Below are 18,300 nucleotides of genomic sequence, written 5' to 3'. Positions count from 1 at the left end.
TTAGAGCATCATTGCCGCTAGCCAGCCAAAGCCCACTAACGGAATGTTGTAGTGTAGAAACGTCGGCACCACGCTGTCCCACATATGATCGTGCTGACGATCAACGTTTAGGCCAGATGTTGGCCCCAAGGTAGAGTCAGAAGCGGGCGAGCCAGCATCACCCAATGCCGCTGCCGTGCCCACCAGCACTACCGTAGCCATGGGTGAAAAGCCAAACTGTACCGCCAAGGGCACAAAAATCGCGGCGATAATCGGGATGGTTGAGAACGATGAGCCGATACCCAGCGTAATAAATAGCCCTACCAGCAGCATTACCAGCGCTGCTAAGCCGCGGTTATCGCCAAATAGCGCAAAGGCTCCTGACACCAGAGCATCAATTTCACCGGTAGTTTTCATTACCTCTGCAAAGCCCGCCGCAGAGATCATGATAAAACCGATCAGCGCCATCATGCGCATACCGCTGGTAAATAGATCGTCAGCTTCACGCCACTTAAAAATGCCGCCCATTGAAAGCAGTCCAATCCCTACCAAACCACCCAGTATCATTGAACCGCTATAAAGCTGGAGACCGAGCGCTGCGACGATCGCCACCCCCGACATAACAAGCCCCAGCATATGCGGCCTGGCAGGCGTATGGCCTGCGGTAACGTTGGCGTTAACGATATCTTCGGCTTGGTATTCACGCGGGCGGCGGTAACTCCATAGCAGCGCAACGATTAGCCCTAGCGCCATGCCCCCTACCGGTATAGCCATCGCCATCGGTACCATGCCACGGCTAATCTCTAAACCTAGCGGTTCCCCAGCGCTATTTAAGTTGGCCAAGAGAATATCGTTTAGAAAGATTGCCCCAAACCCTACCGGCAGCAACATATAGGGTGCTGTTAAACCAAAGGTAAGCGCACATGCCACCGCACGACGATCCAGCTTCAAGCGGTTCATCACGGTTAGCAGCGGCGGAATCAGCACCGGTATAAAGGCGATATGTACCGGAATAGCATTCTGAGAAGAGATAGCCACCAACAACACAGCTGTTAGCAGCAGCATTTTGACCCGCGCCTGATGCGTGGCGGTGGTTTCTTTACCTAACAGAGTTATCAATCGGCTAGCCAACATATCTGGCAGCCCCGAACGGGAAATAGCTACCGCAAAAGCCCCTAAAGTAGCGTAGGCCAGCGCCACCTGGGCCCCGCCGCCAACGCCTTCATTAAAGGCGTCCAGCGTTTGCTCTAGTGACAACCCACCCACTAAACCGCCGACTAAAGCACCTACCACTAAAGCAAACACCACCGAGACACGCGCAAGTGATAGCGCCACCATCACCAGCACCGCAAGAATTACTGCATTCATGAATTTTCCTAGAGCAATTGAAAGGTCATTAACGGCAAAGGGGGCGGATTTTAGCAGATTAATAGCGTAAAACTAATACTGCTTTACTTGTCTACTCCTAGCTTCTAAAAGCGCACAACGCATGCGATAGTGAACCAACTGTTAGCCTGCCAATAAAGAGAACATCATGGCCTTCGTTCTTCGCCACTCGCTGCTGCTGATTATATTGGGAAGCCTGGTTATTTCGACGGCCATGGGGTTACGCCATGGCTTCGGGCTGTTTATGGAGCCGCTTAGCAGCGAGCTCGGCTGGGGGCGTGGCGTATTTGCCTTTGCATTAGCCTTACAAAACCTGGTTTGGGGCTTATCGCAACCCTTTACCGGAGCACTGGCGGACCGCTTCGGTGCGGCCAGAATTATCGTGGTTGGCGGCTTGTTATACGCTTTGGGGCTGCTGTTTATGAGCCTCTCTACCTCGGTGTTGGGCATGACGGTCAGCGCCGGGCTATTGATCGGCCTTGGCCTCTCTGGCACCACATTTTCGGTCATTTTAGGCGCCGTGGGCCGAGCAGTGGCTCCTGAAAAACGCAGTATGGCCATGGGCATTGTTAGCGCGGCAGGCTCCTTCGGGCAATTCGCCATGCTGCCCGGCACCCTTGGCTTGCTCGAGTGGCTAGGGTGGGCGTCGGCGCTAATGGCGATGGCGGCTATCGCTGCCATCATCATTCCCCTAGGAGCAATGCTGCGCGATAAGCCTACCGCCAAAACGGCATCTGATTTAAGCCTGAAAGATGCGCTCAACGAAGCAGCAAGCCAAAAAGGCTTCTGGCTACTCTGCTTAGGCTTTTTTGTCTGCGGATTTCAGTTGGTTTTCATTGCCGTGCACCTCCCCGGCTACTTATTTGATAAGGGCCTTACTGTTCAAGTGGGCACGACGGTATTGGCATTAGTGGGGCTGTTTAATATTGTCGGTACCTATAGCGCAGGGTGGATGGGCGGCATCTGGTCAAAACCCAAGCTGCTCACCTGGCTCTATTTGATTCGCGGGGTGATGATTACGGCGTTTGTTTATTTGCCGTTAAACCCCATCAGCGCTTATTTATTTGGTATCGGCATGGGGTTGCTATGGCTCTCCACCGTGCCATTAACTAACGGCATTGTGGCTTCCGTATTTGGTGTTCGTCACCTCTCCATGCTCGGCGGCATCGTGTTTCTATTTCACCAGTTAGGCTCCTTTATGGGCGTCTGGCTGGGCGGCTATTTTTATGATCTTACCGGGCACTACAACACGGTCTGGCAAATTGCTATTGTGCTCTCTGTCGTGGCCGCTGCACTACACTGGTTTATCAGTGAAAAGCCCCTTGAGCGCTCGCAGCCAACAACGGAGACTCGATGACAATCAATCATTTACTCAAGGTTATGGCGGCAATTCTACTGTTTACCGGTTTAATGCTCGCGTGGTGGGGCTGGCAGCACATGGATGCTACTTTGCTGCTGATGGGTATCCGTTTATGCTAACCAGCAAAGGCCAATTAAGTTGATTACTTGCTAACATGACTATTCCTTACCCCGAGCATATCGCGGTTGTGGTAACCACCTTCGTTACTGTGGTCATTGCGGTTCTGCTTCACTATGAAGCCCTATGGCTTATCTCTCGCCAAATAGAAAAATCTCGACAGCCGCACCGACAACGCATCCTGGGGATGGCGTTTGGCGTATTAATGACCCACATTGTCGAAATTTGGCTGTTCGGGATCACAGGCTGGTGGTTAACCGATCAGTTGAGTATTGGTGCTTTACACGGGTACGAAAGCTTTAACGTACTTGATTACATCTTCTTCTCTGCGGTGACTTATACCACCGTGGGCTATGGTGATATTTATGCCATGGGACCGGTGCGCTTTTTATATGGCACGCTGGCATTAACAGGTTTCGTGCTGATCACTTGGTCAGCATCGTTCACTTTTATAGAAATGCAAAAGCACTGGCGGGTTGGACGATAATCAGCACCGTTATACGCACAAGGGATTCGGCATGTTTGAAGTGGTTATTCTATCGCTAGCGTTTGTCTTTGGCATCGCTGCGCGCCAGCTAAGTTTGCCGCCACTCGTAGGGTTCTTAGCAGCGGGATTTGCTCTCAATGCTTTTGGCCCCAGTATTGGCCTGCCAGCCGATGCGGGCCCATTGCTTGAACATCTTGCCCATCTAGGGGTGCTACTACTGCTCTTCACTATTGGCCTTAAACTTAATATACGCAGTTTGGCAGAACCCGTTGTGCTGGGAAGCGCATTTATACATTTGGCGATTACCTGTGTGTTGTTCACAGCGGGTTTTGTCGTTTTCCTATCGCTACCTATTGATAAAGCGATACTACTTGCCATTGCGCTGTCTTTTTCAAGCACGGTATTGGCAGCCAAAGTGCTCGAAAGCAAACGCGAATTACGCGCCCTGCATGGTCGAATTGCGATTGGCATATTAATCATTCAGGACCTAGTTGCCTTAGTGGTTCTGAGCGTTTATGGCGGTCATTCCCCCAGTCCGTGGGCTGCGCTGGTTTTATTGTTGCCACTACTAAGGCCTGTCCTTTATTGGCTTATGAACGCAGCGCAGCACGATGAACTGCTGGTGCTACTAGGTGCTGTGTTAGCTATCGCCGTTGGCGGCATGGGCTTTGAAACCGTGGGTCTAAGCTCTGAAGTAGGCGCTTTGGTTATGGGGCTACTGCTTGCCAAACACCCCCGTGCGCAAGAATTATCCAAGGCGCTGTGGGGAGTGAAAGAAGTGTTGTTAATCAGCTTCTTTTTACAGATAGGCATGGCGGGTTTGCCTGATAAAGAAGCACTTCTATTTGCCGTCATCCTGGCTATTCTGCTGCCACTTAAAGGAGTGCTGTTTTTCGCGTTACTCATCGCCTTTCGCATCAGAGCGCGCAACGCCTTTCTGGGTGGATTGAGCCTGACGGCTTATAGTGAGTTTGGCCTGATTGTGGCTGCCAGCATTTTGCAAGAGTGGCTTGTGCCTCTGGCGATTACCGTGGCCCTGTCGTTTGTTATCGCCGCACCGCTTAACCGCGTCGCCCACCAACTTTTTGATCGTTGGGAAAAGCACCTGCTCCGTTTTGAGCGCCAATCTCGGCACCCTGACGAGCAGCCAGTAGATTTAGGTGGCGCCACCATATTAGTACTCGGCATGGGTAGAACCGGGAACGCCGCCTACGATTTTTTTACCGATAAAGGTTTGACAGTGGTTGGCATTGACTCTGACCCGAATAAAGTAAATGGGCAAAGACATGTTTTTTATGGCGATATCGAAGACGTAGGATTCTGGCATCATCTCAATATAGCGCATATCACGGCGGTGACCCTTGCCACTCCAGAACTTGAGAGCAAGCTTGTTGCCACCCGCGAACTGCGCCAAGCAGGCTTCACTGGCCACATTATTGGGGGCATCCACTTTCAGGATGAAGCAGAGCCGCTGCATACCGCTGGAGTTGATCAAACGTATTTGCTGATGACCGGTGCAGGCATCGGTATCGCCGAAAAAACATGGGAACGCCTCCAGTCTCACCCGCTGTAAATGCTCGGGTAAGTTGCGCTTACTCGTTGCCTCTCACTTTTTTATTCATGAGCGATAAGTGGACTTTAGCTCTGCAAGAAAGCTTTGTGCAAGAAGTTTAGCCTTGACTAACAATATTGCACGAAAATACGTTACTATCCCCCCGACTATCCAATGATTGTTTCCACTGCTTCCGATATAATCTGCCAATGACTGATTCTAATCCGAACGCTTCATTGACCGCCCCAAGCATTCCTGGTGATGCCTTGCCGCCCGTCGAGCAGCATGCTCAGCAGTATGCAACGGTGCGTAATGCCCACGAAACCGAACTGATTGAAGACTACGTAGAGCTAATTGGCGACCTGCTGGCACACCGCGGCGAAGCGCGCGCGGCGGACATTGCCAACCGCATGGCGGTCAGTCAGGCAACGGTTTCTAAAATGATTCGGCGTTTAAACGAGCTTGAGTTGGTCACTAGCAAGCCCTATCGCTCGCTGTTTCTCACCAAAGCGGGACAAAAAATGGCGGAAACGTCACGCGCCCGCCACGATATCGTGCTGCACTTTCTACGCGCCCTTGGGGTAAGAGATGCTACTGCGCGCATTGACGCTGAAGGCATGGAGCATCATGTGAGCGATGAAACCCTCGCCATCATGCAGCGCTTTACCGAGCAGCAGCAAAACAACTAACCCCGCGACTCGTCATCGGTGAGAAAAACGCAGATGATTCACCTGAGTGATGGCGCCGTTCCAAATCATTTCCAGATGAGTGGTTTGGATAATGTCAGCCACACAGCTTGGTGTCATTAGCGCCCAGCAGTTTGCATTAATCTTGCGAACAGAGTGGTAGCGAAGCCCACCTTCACTCCGGCGTATGTCGGCACCAAAGGGCTGCGAGGCCGAGTAATCATCGGGCGTGTAAATAGCGTGCTCAATGGGTAAAACGAGCGCATCGTAAAAGCCGCCCTGATCGAAAATGGCCTTTAAACCACGAAAGACAAACCGTTCGTAGTGCAATCCTGGCACATTTTGCCAATACACCTGCTGGTGATACTTTACTTCGGCAATCGCCGTTTCAAGCGTATCGGCAAAATAGAGCACGCCAAAACTGCCATCGCTAAAGCGCGAACCCTGCGGGTTTACATGGGTAAAAGGCGCAACTGCATATGAGCACCCACGTATTCCAAAAGGAATTTGCTCCGGTGGCAGCAGCGCTAAATTACCCACTTCATTTTGTAAACGCGGATTGGTTAATGCCTGTAGTGCGTGAAGCGCGGCAAACTCTTCAACGCTCGCCACGTCATCGAACAGATCTATCGGCGGAAACTTACTATTGACTAAGCGATAACCGGTGACGTTTCCAGGGGGCAGGGTCTGCAAATCAGTGGCCTTCACCACTGGCTTCCCCGTAGGCTATCGATACGCTTAAAGGTTTCGTAGAGTGCCGCAAAATCACCGGAGCCGATAATTTCAAGCGGCGTGCGGCCATTAAAGTAGGGATTGTGATTCACCAAATTGACAAACCCATAAAGATTCTCTGGGTTATCAAATATCATCCGCAGCGCAGCGTGAATGTTGAGTAAGTAGCTGATCCGAGTTAGCTGGTCGCTATCTAATTTGATCTCGACAAGATCCCCGCGCCGGGCACGTGCGTAAGTGCTATGCGAAACGCGCAAAATCGCTTCACCCTGCTCGCCAGATGCTTGCCACTTATCCAGAATGCGCACAGCGGCTTTCAAGCCTGCCGCCGCCGCTGCCCTGTTTTGGGAAATATCGTGTGCCGTTTGCATAGCTACCCTCTTAGCCTTCGTCTTTCATCTACAGATACTAGTTGAATAAAAAAGTATCTGCAAATACATTGACGCAGCTTTTACTCTTAGGGTCAGCCTCCCAACACTTTTGCGGGCATACCCAACCGACCTACTCCCGGTAGTTTCACAGCGGGTCGCATAACGTCGATACCAAAGCTCAAACCTAAGAAATTGATTTCAATACCCTCCTCCAGCGCCACCATTAAGCCTACCACCCCACCCAATGAGAGCTGATAACCGGTACCGCTGGGCGCCGCCGCAAAAACGCCATTGAAAATATAGTCCTTGCCGATAGCAGTCACCGGGAGAGCCACCTCAAAACCGGGTACTTCGCGTATTACCCAAGCGATAAAACTATTGCTGTTCGGCCCAGGCCATACACGATATAGCTCGGCTTGGGGGTAGTCAGCGGCAGCGGTCTCAATCTGCGGTATCAACTGCGCAGCGTCATCGCCTCGGTAATCCGCCAGTAGCGTAGGCGAGTTACCAAACCAAGCACGATCAGGCGTATCTATTGAAGACACCACCGTTGGACGCCGCCAGCTCAGCACTTGATGGAGCCGGTAGCTATCGGCATTTTCCGCCTTGGTCGCAATCCAGATATGTTCGCCAAACGCTCCGCGCCAGTTATAAGCACGAGCGGAATAGACTTGAACCACGGCTTCAGAACTCTCCGCAGGATCCGGTGCTATACCCGCGGATGAACGATCTAGCGATGACCAATGACCGTCAGTCACCACCTGATTACTCGCCAATAACCAAACAGGCCCCGTCAATAGCAGCGCTAAAAGCGCTACCAGACTGAGCAGCCAACGTAAGAACGTTTTCATCGCTTTATCCGTCACTGAAAGTTATCTGCCTAGCACCGCGATAACTCACTTGATGGTGGCTGTCGGGATGGTACTAATCACCCTCTTCTGCTACCGGCTCAGCGGCTATTGAAAATGCCACTTTTCGCATGAAAAGAGCCCACCCCTCAAACTCAAATAAGATCTCTTGGAATTTCTTCGTCCCAACTCTTAGAAAAAACCCGGCCTTCGCCCTCATAGGCATCCAATGTCGCACGCAAGCGAAAGCTTTCTGCATTCGATGTCATCAAGGTGCGGGTGACACTGCGTACCATCCAGTCGCCGCGTCGAAAACTGCGCTCCCACTCTGTCCAGCCGCTTAGACTGTCGTAGTTGCCGTAGTCATAAGTGTAGCGCTCGATAACCCGAGAAGAGAGTTCCAGATCGATGTTATCGATCCGGAAAGTACCTTCATCATTGATGACTTCGAGTATGGTCTGATCCTTGGCCAGATCGCGGATCACCCGCCAAGCTTCTTGAGTCGGCTGTATCACGGTAACCGCTAGCGGCGGTGCTGCTTCCGGCAGGCCAAATTCTGGCAGCGCGGCTTCTTCTTGGGGCTGGGGTTCACGACACGGCAGGATCAGTCGGCTGGTGGCCGGATGCACTGTCAGCTTGACGGGCACTGGCGCTGGCCAAGCCAGTGGCCAATAACTGGTCGAGAGCGAGAGGCGAATGGCGTTACCCACGGGAAAGTTTTGCGCGATGTGCTTCAGAAGTATGCGCACGCGATAACGCTTGCCCGGCACCAACGGTTCTGGAAATTCATCGCTGTCGCGGTGGGTCAGATTCAAAAGCCCATAGGAGATCCGAGTCGCCTTGTCATCCTGTGCGATGTCGGCGAGCCTTAACGCCACCATTGCCACGGGCTGGTCGGCTTCGATATCGAGTTCGACTACGGGCTGCCCGCAAATCTCGATCTCTTTTTCCAGTCGCGGTGTTTGGAAGATCAACGAGCCGCCATCTTCTTCTCGTTGATCGTGCGGTAGATCAGGCGGCGCATTGTAGGAACACCACTTACCGGCATACAGTCCGACCGATAGCGGCGAGCGCACAGAGAGAGGAATGTCGTTGCCCGCTACGGAAGCCTCAGCGCCCTGCTGAATAGGCAGAAGATCGTGCCCGCTGGTCAGGCGAAAGTAGCTTGGCACAATCCGCGGTGATGGCCAGCTGGGTTCTGACACCCAGCGCCCTGGCCGAGATTTGTAGCGGGCCGAAGGAGGAACCGATTCCTGCATCCACACGCGCAACATCGGCTCATCCATGATGCCCGTTTCCTTGCCCTTCAACCAATAATCCCACCAGCGTAGCGATTCCTGTAAAAAGCCGATGGCCGGCCCCGGAACACCCAAGTGGGGATATTTGTGCGCCCAAGGCCCAACCAGACCCTTGCGTGGCACATCAAGCCCTTCAAGCAGCCGGAAAACAGCGTTGCAGTAGCCGTCGGCCCAGCCGCTGACGGCATAGACCGGGCAACGAATGCGCGAGAATTCTTCGCAGACCGAGCCATGCTTCCAGTAGTCGTCGCGGCGCTGGTGCTGGAGCCAGGTCGCCAACCACAGCCCGCTTCCCTCGAGGCGCTCCAGCCACATGTCCCGCCAGCGTTCGCCGACCAACTGCGGGTCGGGCGGACAGGTATTGCCATCGAACATGGTCGAAGCCCATGACAGATTGTCGCCGAGCAGGCAGCCCCCCATGTGGTGAACATCATCGGCGTAGCGATCGTCGGTCGAGCACAGCGTAATGACTGCCTTCAGCTCGGGCGGCTGCAGCGCCGCGATCTGCAGTCCATTGAACCCTCCCCAGGAGATGCCGATCATACCTATATCTCCGGTGCACCAGGGCTGCTGAACTAGCCAGCGCAGAACTTCGACCCCATCGTCCAGTTCCTGCTGCAGGTATTCGTCGGTCAGCACGCCGTCTGACTCGCCGCTGCCGCGGATATCTACCCGTACCCCGGCATAACCATGACCCGCCCAGTAGGCGTGCGTCTGAACATCGCGCATTGCCGTTAGATCGCGCTTGCGATAAGGCAGATATTCAAGAATTGCAGGCACCGGATCGTTCTCAGCATCCACCGGGCGCCAGATACGGATGCCCAGCCGACACCCATCGGATAGGGTGATCCAATCTTCCTCTTCCTGCACCTTGCGGGGCAAATCGCTGACGATATGCATGACCTTCTTTCCTTTTCCGTGACGGGATTTCTTATAATGAGGGCCTGCAAAGAGAGCACGTCAACCGACGATGTCCTCAAACGCGAAATGTAGCTGCTCGGCTAGTCTTGCATAGTTATCTTCCAACGTAATTACGTCGTCTGCGCCCATCCACACATAAGCCAAGGCAAAACTGTAACTGTCTTGCTCAGGCAAAGATGACAGGCGCATGCCTATCTCGACCTGTAGCGTGATCATAGTGCCGGGAAATGCTTGTTGAAGTGCCTCGATCTCCTCAACGCTGGGTACTTGGCTGACGGTGGCATCGGTAAAGAACACACGATAGAAGAATTTGGCTGCGACGTTGAAGTCGCCTTGGCGGTAAGGCATATCTGGCAACTGCCCCAGCGCCAGGTCTACCATTACTTGCTGATGGCTGACCCCATCGACCTTTTCGAACAGATCACAATGCGATTGTGCAACGCGGGTGTTGATCTCAAGTAGCCAAATACGATCTTGCACTTCGTCCCAGAAATATTCGATGTTGAAAGCCGCATTGTCGTAGCCGATGTGGGCCATAATGCTACGCGTCAACGCTTGCATTTTTTCCTGAATATTAGCGGGGAGCAGCGAAGGATAGCGATAACAGAAAAAACTCAGCACTTGTGGATAGCGAAGCGAATCGACGATGCCATAAGGGACAATATCACCTTGGAAGACGTATCCTTCGAGCGTACATTGCCACCCACCAATAATTTCCTCTGCCATACAGTGCCCGCCATCGACCAAGCGTACTTCATCAGGCAAAGTGGCGTGCTCAAGCACGTAATTGAAAGGCTCTGAAATCGTCCCGATGTCTTCGCATAACCGCTCTACAGCCTGGACGAAATCTTCAGGGCTGTCGATGCGAAAGCCCAGCCTAGAGCCTGACGATTTGATGGGTTTGACGAAGAACGGAAAATACAGCCCCGCCTCCCCAATACGTTGAAGTGCTTGGTTATCGAAGGGATCAAAGGCGGTAAAACGGGGAATGTAATCGGCAATCACTTCATGCTGAACGAGCCGACTCCAATACTTGTGCTCGCATTTGAGCAAACTTTCGAGACTGGTGGAGCGCGTACCCAGCCGCTCACAGAGTATCGGCAGCATGGTCGAGACAGGAAAATCCATGTAGCCAACGATGGCATCGACAGGCTCACCAAATGCTATCAGTTGGGTTTCGGCCCGAGCGAGCATGTCCTCGATAGGAAAGATCTCCGTGTCATTGACTTCGGCGGGTTCGATCACGCCGTGGAAACGGTAGTTTTCAGCCCCGCGTAAATGCGCGAGACGTTGGCGATTATGCTCATCCAACCCGACAACAAAAATATTCCGAACACTCATGACCGCCTCCTGGCGTAAGCTCGGCTGTCGCACTACTCGCTGCTGGAGCATTCAGGCTCCAGGCGTGGGAAAGGCTTCATATCGAAGCATAGCGGATTATCGTTGCTGCGCTGGGACAATATGCAAGAGAGTAGAAACGCCACTGCTTCATAGCAGAGACTTGGTCAGCCAAAGGGGTGGTTATTAAGCTGGCTGGGGTGGTTTTCAGCTGTTATAAGTGAAGATGTGGGTTAAATCCTCATGCGTTCCCTAAAAGCGTCGCTGGGCGGCGAATGAAATATGGCGTCACATCACCACACCGTTGCTGGCCAAAGTGCGCGGGCTCAAGGCCGACGGCATATCGGCTTTCATGTATACCGGTGCCTATCGCGTCCCACCCCCCACGTTGACTGGCGACATTCAGCGCGACCTGGCCTGGATTCCTGAAGTCATCGGTCTGGGCGAAATCGCCATTTCGGACCATCGTTCGAGCCAGCCACGGCAGGATGAAATAGAGCGGCTTGTAAGCGATACCAGAGTTGGGGCCATGCTGGCCGGCAAACGAGGAATATGCCATTTCCACGTCGGTGACGTAGAACGGGGGCTGGAGCCGCTGCGTCGATTACTCTCCGAGACCGAGATTCCCGCCGATCAAGTGATCCCCACCCATGTGAACCGCCACCCTGCCCTGCTTGAGGAAGCTGCTGACTACGCATTGACCTATTGCGCCAGTGTCGACGTCACGGCATTCGAAGACGCTGGCGACGGCCTTTCCGGCTTTGATGCCGTGTCACGATTACTCGAGCTAGGCGTACCACCAGAGCGCATCACTATGAGCTCGGATTGCAATGGCAGCTTGCCGGAATTCGATGCCCACGGGGCATATATGGGAATGAAGGTAGCCAAAAACACGACACTGATTGCGGATTGGCAACGTCTCATTCATGAAGGTGTGTTGCCTCTCGAATCAGCATTGGGCCTGATTTCCGCGAAAGTGGCCTGGGTGCTCGGTTTACACACCAGCAAGGGCCGTATAGCTACCGGCTTCGACGCTGATGTGACGTTACTCAATAGCGAACTTCAGCCGCAGCAGACGTTCGTGGCAGGGACATGTATCTATGACACGAGCCGGACGGAATAGCCAAAAAACTCTCTGAAGTGCGATAACTCAGCGCCAGAACCGGGCAAATACGGGGTCAGGCGCTCTAATACAAATCCTTTGCGATGAGCAGGCTGGCTAAGATATTTGGATCAACTCATGAATTCTGGTTTTGCCTTATATAAAAAGAGGGGTTCACCCTCTGACCGATACTTGGCGATTACTTAAGTTAAGGGGTGATTGTTGAATTGATTAGGGCTTTGCAAATTGCCGTTTCATAAAACAAACAACACACGCTATTAGTGCTCCCATAAGTGCCAGTGCCATATCTTTTTGAGCATCCCAGATATCTCCTTGTGCACCCAGATAGGCTTGGCCTAACTCGTCGCCAAATACTTCTACTGAAAGCCATTCAATAAGTTCATAGAGCGATGAATGAGACATAATAATCATCACCGGAATAAGCCATCGCAAGCAGGAATCCAGGGGGAAAAGCCTTTCCATCAGCTCTGCCACAAGTGGCAATATTAATAAACCATAGAGGAAATGCACCCATCGATCATACTGATTACGCTCGAAGCCAAGGCTTTGATCTAAAGAGAAACCAAACAGTTTTTGCCACCATAGATCATATGGCACCTCAGAATAAGTGTAATGTGAACCGATTTCATGGAATACCAAGAAGAGAAAAATACAACTCCACGCTAGACGTGAGATATTTCCCCAATACCAGATCCATCCCAGCACAGGCACTGCTATAAAAACCAATATATTCTCAAGTAACCAATCCGACCGGTAATGGGGCTCAAACGCTAACCATCCCCAGATGAACACGAAGCCAAAGAAGAGCCAAAGAGGATAAGGGTCACGCTTTAAGCACCGAGGATTTATTTGTTCACTCTTCGACAAACTATTCTCTCTCTATTCGATGATCGAACCAACCGCCCTTTCGCACCAGAACCTTCTCGGCCTCCAGCACAAACATCATGGCGATTCCCATGCCGATGACTAATAAACCATCCATAAAATCTAGCGGCCGAGTATCGAATAGGCTATGCATGATCGGCAGATATGTGAACCCCAGCTGAGCAATAAAAACCACAGTGACTGCTATCAACACAGCAGGGGTACCCAGCACACCACGCCAGTTAAATGAGCTCATGTGCAGGTAACGCACGTTAAATAGATAAAAAATCTCTAGTACCACGATGACATTGACCACCAGAGTGCGGGCCAGTGCAAGCTCATCGCCTCGACTAAGCGAGTAAAAGAAAATACCCAGCGCCGCTGCTAAAAACAAAAATGACACCAGCACAACGCGCCAGATTAGAAAAGGGGTCAGCAAACCTTGCTTAGCAGGCCGGGGACGGCGATGCATCACGTTGGGCTCGGCTGGCTCAAACGCCAGAGCCAGACCGAGCGTACCCGCCGTGACAAGATTGACCCATAAAATCTGAACGGCTGACATCGGCATGGCGAAATTGAAAATAATTGCGGTAATGACGGCCAATACCTCGCCACCATTCGTGGGCAGCGTCCAGGCCACTACTTTGCGGATATTATCATAGACCACTCGGCCTTCATGTACGGCCGCCACGATAGAAGCGAAATTGTCGTCCAGCAGAACCATCTGTGACGCTTCTTTCGCTGCGTCGGTACCCTTGTGGCCCATGCCAACCCCGACATTCGCTTGCTTCAACGACGGCGCATCATTAACGCCATCTCCGGTCATCGCCACGATGGCGCCTGTCGATTGCAGCGCTCGAACAATACGCAGCTTGTGTTCCGGATTGGTTCGGGCAAAGACACTGGTTTTGTCAACCATACTCGGCAGGTCACTATCGGCAATGTCGTCGATTTCACACCCTGTGAGTACGCTGGGGTTTTGATCCAGCCCCAATTGGCGGGCAATAGCCGCTGCCGTTTCCGCATGGTCGCCGGTAATCATCTTCACTTCGATACCGGCAGAATGACACTCCTCAATGGCCGCCATGGCCTCCTCCCTAGGCGGGTCAATGAACCCGACTAGGCCAACAAAAACCAATCCGTCCTTGAGATCAACGAAGTCTACTTGATTTACCTCCGTCTGTGCTGACTTGACGGCGAAGCCAAGCACGCGCTCACCCTGATCAGCCGCCGCCGTAATCCGAGCCGTCCAAGCCTCTCGATCCAGCGGCACAGCTGCCTCGCCATTCGCCTGGGTGGAGCATAACAGCAGTATTTCGTCAGGCGCGCCCTTGACGAAAATCTGATACCCACCACTCACATTGAAGTTTAGCGTGGCCATCAAGCGATGTTGGGCATCGAACGGTATCTCATCAAGGCGTGCCCACTCATGCCGTTTGCGCTCCGGATTCAAACCAGCTTTGATGGCCAACGTCACCAGCGCACCCTCCATCGGATCACCGATAACATGCCAATCTCCACCTGCTTCATGCAATTGGGCATCGTTGCACAGCAGCCCTGCCAGAATCAGACTATCGGTTTCCATTAGCCGCTTATCATCAGGGACATTACCGGCTGACTCTATTTCCAACTGCCCTTCCGGTACATAGCCGGATCCGGTCACCATGACTCGGCCACTAGGGATTTCCAGCCTTCTCGCGGTCATTTCGTTGCGCGTCAGCGTGCCGGTCTTGTCGGAACAGATCACCGAGGTAGCCCCCAGCGTTTCCACCGCGGGCAACTGACGGATTGCGGCGTTACGCCGCGCCATGCGCTGCACCCCGATGGCCAGTGTGATAGTGATAACTGCCGGTAACCCTTCAGGAATGGCCCCTACCGCTAACGCCACCACGGCAACTAACGCCTCTGTCCAGATATAGCCGCGTACGAACACTGCAAAAGCGAACAGTAAGGCCGCCACCCCTAACGTGATCCAGGTAAACTGCGTTCCAAAGCGATTGATTTGCTGCAGAAGAGGCGTGGTCAATGGTCGAACTTCGCGCAGCAAGGTACTAATTCGCCCGATTTCGGTATCGCTACCGGTGGCCACCACTACCCCTGTCGCCTGCCCAGTGGCTACTAACGTCCCCGAGTACGCCATTGAGTAACGGTCACCGAGCGCTGCCTCTATCGGCGCTGGCAACGCCTGCTTTTCAGCGGCCATCGATTCACCGGTTATGATGGCCTCCTCAATGCGCAATGAGCTGGTACGGATAAGCCGAAGATCAGCAGGTACTATATCCCCAGCCTCCAGCGATACGATGTCGCCGAGAACGATTTCTTCGACAGGCACTTTGACACGCCGTCCTTCTCTTAAAAGCTGTGCATGGGGCGCTATTAGGCTGCGAATAGTATCCAGTGCCTTTTCTGCCTTACCTTCCTGAACGAAACCAACCACGGCATTGACTAACACCACCGCAACAATGACCGTCGCATCAACAAGATGCCCCAATAACGACGCAGCCACGGCCGCCGCCAAAAGAAAATAGATCAATGCGTTGTGAAAATGAGCGAAAAAGCGAGACAGCGGGTGGCGGCCAACCACTGCCGGTAACTGGTTACGCCCGTAACTAGCCAGACGCTTATTAGCTTCGTCTGCCGTTAGCCCCGTTGGTGACGTCTTCAGAAGCGCAATGACCTCATCGCTATGCCAAGCATGGATATCCTCGAGTGGGATATCTGATGAGAAACCGAAATCGTCAGTGGGTGACTCCATACCTGCTCCTTGGCAGTCGGAATAAGAAGAGAACAACACAGTCGAGTATCTGCTGCATGAGGCGGTAGCCAAGCCCTGTTCCCTTCATACTATCGGCAACCGCAATGGGACAATTCAAGACTAAAATTGCATCCGCTTCGCGCTCATCAAGTAATACGCCAGGTGCGTCTGCATAACGTTGGCGAGGGCAACATTATGGATATCGACGGGGTTAGCATGCGACCACGCCTCTGGCAGCAACTCATCAACCGCCAACACACCCACACCGTTGGTAAGGATAGCCAGCCGGTCACCTTCCGGCTTTAGAACACTCAATCTGTTCGCTGTTTCACCATGATTGCACTAGGGAGCTGGTTCCGAGAAAGTGCCTTTCCTTTACAGTTATTCTAAGACATAACTAATACAGCAGCACCCGTCAGCTTACCCTCACGAAGATGCATGAGTGCTTCATTAGCGGCAGTAAGGGGATAACACTTCACCTTGGTGTTAACTCTCGTCTTGGAAACCAGCTCCAAAAATTCCTTACCGTCTTTACGGGTTAGGTTGGCAACCGTGCGCAGTTGGCGCTCGCCCCAGAGCAACGAATAAGGAAAGGAAGGAATATCGCTCATATGAATGCCGCCGCAGACCACCACGCCGCCTTTCCGCACTGAACGTAGTGCAGCGGGTACAAGTTCACCGACGGGCGCAAAGATAATGGCTGCATCCAACGACACATCAGGAAGCTGGTTGGAGCTTCCTGCCCACGTTGCCCCTAGTTGACGCGCAAACTGCTGGGCTTGCTCGTCTCCCGGACGAGTAAAAGCATATAGCTCGACACCCTGCCCCAGCGCCACTTGAGCGACTATATGAGCGGCAGCGCCAAAGCCGTAGATACCTAGTCGGTGCAGATTATCGCCACACATACGCAAAGAGCGATAACCAATTAATCCTGCACACATAAGAGGTGCTGCTTGCGCTGCACTGTAGGTGGAACTGATAGAAAAGCAAAAACGGTGATCCGCCAGAGTATATTCAGCAAAGCCACCATCTATCTGATAACCCGTAAAGCGAGCCTGATCACATAGGTTTTCCTGCCCTTCTAAGCAATACCTACATACGCCACAGCTATACCCTAACCATGGCACACCCAGACGCATCCCATGCGGTAACGTAACGCCAGGGCCACAATCAACCACACGACCAATGATTTCGTGTCCTGGAACAATGGGGTAATGAGTTTCCGGTAGTTCACCATCAAGTAAATGCAGATCAGTGCGGCATACAGCGCAGGCTTCAACCTTAAGCAATACTTGCCCCGGCCCAGGCATAGGAATAGGCCGTTGCCGCTCTTGCAATGGACCATCTCGGTTTTCAAGCACCATGACCTTCATGCTTTTTTCCTGAACTCTGGTAGTCGTTAGATAAGCTAGCACTAAGCCTTAGCAGGTCGTTAGTCGTCTACTTTCCAGATGAACCATAAATATTGAATAGCCGTCCATGGCAATGACATTGACTAGCGCTATCCATTTTCAAATTGGCGTCGGCATCGTTGTCTTCACCGGCGTCATGTCTCTACTTAACCTCTAGTTTGCGCCGCTGATCCTGTTTCGCCTTTGGCAATGCGATAGTCAATATGCCATCCTTAAACGTAGCATCAGCATGTTTCGTATCGACATCAACAGGTAGGGCAATGGTTCGGGTGAATGAGCCATGCCACATTTCCGAATGGTAGTATTTATCCTTTTCCTCCATAGTTTCGCCGGAGCGGTGCCCTTTGAGCATCAAAGAATGGTCGGATATTTCAATATCTAACTCTTTTCGGTCTACTCCCGGCATTTCTGCGCGTACGATGATTTCTTTATCACGATCAATGATGTCAATTTTGGGGGTAGATTGACCGAAAAAGCCTAAACGCTCCTTTAAAACTTCATCTTTGAAAAAGGGTTTCAACCAACTTCGCTCAAAGAACCCTTCAATCATGCGATCAAATTCTTCAAAAGGTTTCAATGATTGATTTTCCTGCACTGAAGCAGACTTCTCGCTAGTTTTTACAGGATGAGAGGCAGGCTTGTTCATGGCAGCACTCCTTTTCCTCGTATACTTAGGAAGGTTGCAATATGGTTTGAACATCCATATTACCGTGGTGCATATGTCTCAATCGAAACATAGCCTCACGATATTTATAATTATAGCGTGAAGCCTTTCTCTGAAAACCTTTCTGAAGTAAAGAAAAGCACAATGAGAAGAAAAATTGATCCAGCTCAAGTAATTTTCATTCAAAATACATCTTTGTTAATCATTAAAAATTTATTATGAATTATTAACAAACAAAAACGACCAAAACGAACACTTCAGCATGAAGATTTTCATAAAAATCAATCATTCATCGACAGTACTATCAATATTATAACTCTCCATATTTCTACACTAGATTATTTGATAACAATGCGTTTTAACCGCACGGACGATAAATGTGAAATCCTCATTAACCTTTATCACCA

General features: G+C 52.0%; 17 protein-coding genes and 1 pseudogene. 7 read left to right on the top strand and 11 right to left on the bottom strand.

All coding sequences use genetic code 11. The annotated features are described in order from the left end of the window. Complete coding sequence (locus QEN58_RS08335) at positions 1-1,347, bottom strand: Na+/H+ antiporter family protein (RefSeq protein WP_280106642.1); 1,347 nt, start codon at positions 1,345-1,347, stop codon at positions 1-3. A gap of 166 nt (positions 1,348-1,513) precedes the next feature. Between QEN58_RS08335 and QEN58_RS08330 the strand changes: the two genes are divergently transcribed. The 6 genes and pseudogenes from QEN58_RS08330 (at position 1,514) to mntR (ending at position 5,570) form a co-directional block, all read left to right on the top strand. Continuing rightward, on the top strand, positions 1,514-2,722 hold the full coding sequence (locus tag QEN58_RS08330; RefSeq protein ID WP_280106641.1) for an MFS transporter: 1,209 nt from the start codon (positions 1,514-1,516) through the stop codon (positions 2,720-2,722). Further along, positions 2,719-2,844, top strand: coding sequence for a hypothetical protein (locus QEN58_RS08325; protein ID WP_280106640.1), 126 nt, complete (start codon positions 2,719-2,721; stop codon positions 2,842-2,844). The genes QEN58_RS08330 and QEN58_RS08325 overlap by 4 nt, the downstream gene beginning before the upstream one ends. 35 nt (positions 2,845-2,879) lie before the next feature. After that, positions 2,880-3,329: an ion channel gene (locus QEN58_RS08320; RefSeq protein WP_280106639.1), complete on the top strand. Its 450-nt coding sequence runs from the start codon at positions 2,880-2,882 to the stop codon at positions 3,327-3,329. Positions 3,330-3,360: 31 nt separating this feature from the next. Continuing rightward, positions 3,361-4,368 (top strand): annotated as a pseudogene (locus QEN58_RS08315) (cation:proton antiporter domain-containing protein); the annotation flags it as partial. Further along, a complete protein-coding gene (locus QEN58_RS19490; protein WP_425270326.1) occupies positions 4,342-4,902 on the top strand; it encodes an NAD-binding protein in 561 nt (186 codons plus the stop codon). The pseudogene QEN58_RS08315 and the gene QEN58_RS19490, both read left to right, overlap by 27 nt. A gap of 188 nt (positions 4,903-5,090) precedes the next feature. Further along, a complete protein-coding gene (gene mntR / locus QEN58_RS08310) occupies positions 5,091-5,570 on the top strand; it encodes a manganese-binding transcriptional regulator MntR (protein ID WP_280106637.1) in 480 nt (159 codons plus the stop codon). Positions 5,571-5,582: 12 nt separating this feature from the next. On the opposite strand, the gene QEN58_RS08305 is transcribed toward mntR, so the two are convergent. From QEN58_RS08305 to QEN58_RS08285, 5 genes are all read right to left on the bottom strand, one after another. Continuing rightward, positions 5,583-6,278 (bottom strand): RES family NAD+ phosphorylase, encoded by a 696-nt coding sequence (locus tag QEN58_RS08305; protein ID WP_280106636.1) that lies wholly within the window; start codon positions 6,276-6,278, stop codon positions 5,583-5,585. Beyond that, positions 6,272-6,670: an antitoxin Xre-like helix-turn-helix domain-containing protein gene (locus tag QEN58_RS08300; RefSeq protein ID WP_280106635.1), complete on the bottom strand. Its 399-nt coding sequence runs from the start codon at positions 6,668-6,670 to the stop codon at positions 6,272-6,274. The genes QEN58_RS08305 and QEN58_RS08300 overlap by 7 nt, the downstream gene beginning before the upstream one ends. Positions 6,671-6,762: 92 nt before the next feature. Beyond that, positions 6,763-7,521 carry a DUF3750 domain-containing protein gene (locus tag QEN58_RS08295; RefSeq protein WP_280106634.1) on the bottom strand — a complete coding sequence of 253 codons (759 nt, stop codon included), beginning with the start codon at positions 7,519-7,521 and terminating at the stop codon, positions 6,763-6,765. 152 nt (positions 7,522-7,673) lie between these two features. After that, complete coding sequence (locus tag QEN58_RS08290) at positions 7,674-9,716, bottom strand: CocE/NonD family hydrolase (protein ID WP_280106633.1); 2,043 nt, start codon at positions 9,714-9,716, stop codon at positions 7,674-7,676. Between the two features lie 60 nt (positions 9,717-9,776). Next, positions 9,777-11,078, bottom strand: coding sequence for an ATP-grasp domain-containing protein (locus QEN58_RS08285; RefSeq protein WP_280106632.1), 1,302 nt, complete (start codon positions 11,076-11,078; stop codon positions 9,777-9,779). Between the two features lie 301 nt (positions 11,079-11,379). Here QEN58_RS08285 and QEN58_RS08280 point away from each other — a divergent pair, with 301 nt between their 5' ends. Further along, positions 11,380-12,198, top strand: coding sequence for an amidohydrolase family protein (locus QEN58_RS08280; RefSeq protein ID WP_280106631.1), 819 nt, complete (start codon positions 11,380-11,382; stop codon positions 12,196-12,198). Between the two features lie 210 nt (positions 12,199-12,408). On the opposite strand, the gene QEN58_RS08275 is transcribed toward QEN58_RS08280, so the two are convergent. From QEN58_RS08275 to QEN58_RS08255, 5 genes are all read right to left on the bottom strand, one after another. After that, a complete protein-coding gene (locus QEN58_RS08275; RefSeq protein WP_280106630.1) occupies positions 12,409-13,065 on the bottom strand; it encodes a DUF2238 domain-containing protein in 657 nt (218 codons plus the stop codon). A gap of 1 nt (position 13,066) precedes the next feature. Further along, positions 13,067-15,817: an HAD-IC family P-type ATPase gene (locus QEN58_RS08270; protein WP_280106629.1), complete on the bottom strand. Its 2,751-nt coding sequence runs from the start codon at positions 15,815-15,817 to the stop codon at positions 13,067-13,069. Between the two features lie 120 nt (positions 15,818-15,937). Next, positions 15,938-16,132, bottom strand: a complete 195-nt coding sequence (locus QEN58_RS08265) for a hypothetical protein (protein ID WP_280106628.1) — start codon at positions 16,130-16,132, stop codon at positions 15,938-15,940. A gap of 71 nt (positions 16,133-16,203) precedes the next feature. Beyond that, positions 16,204-17,190 (bottom strand): zinc-dependent alcohol dehydrogenase family protein, encoded by a 987-nt coding sequence (locus QEN58_RS08260; protein WP_280106627.1) that lies wholly within the window; start codon positions 17,188-17,190, stop codon positions 16,204-16,206. A gap of 181 nt (positions 17,191-17,371) precedes the next feature. Continuing rightward, the gene (locus QEN58_RS08255) at positions 17,372-17,875 is read right to left on the bottom strand and encodes an Hsp20/alpha crystallin family protein (RefSeq protein WP_280106626.1); all 504 of its coding nucleotides are present in this window, start codon (positions 17,873-17,875) and stop codon (positions 17,372-17,374) included. Positions 17,876-18,300: the final 425 nt, after the last annotated feature.

This window comes from Halomonas alkaliantarctica (assembly GCF_029854215.1).
Lineage (GTDB): Bacteria > Pseudomonadota > Gammaproteobacteria > Pseudomonadales > Halomonadaceae > Vreelandella > Vreelandella alkaliantarctica_A.
The sequence above is the reverse complement of the archived record's forward strand: the minus strand, read 5'-3'. Positions and strand labels throughout refer to the sequence as shown.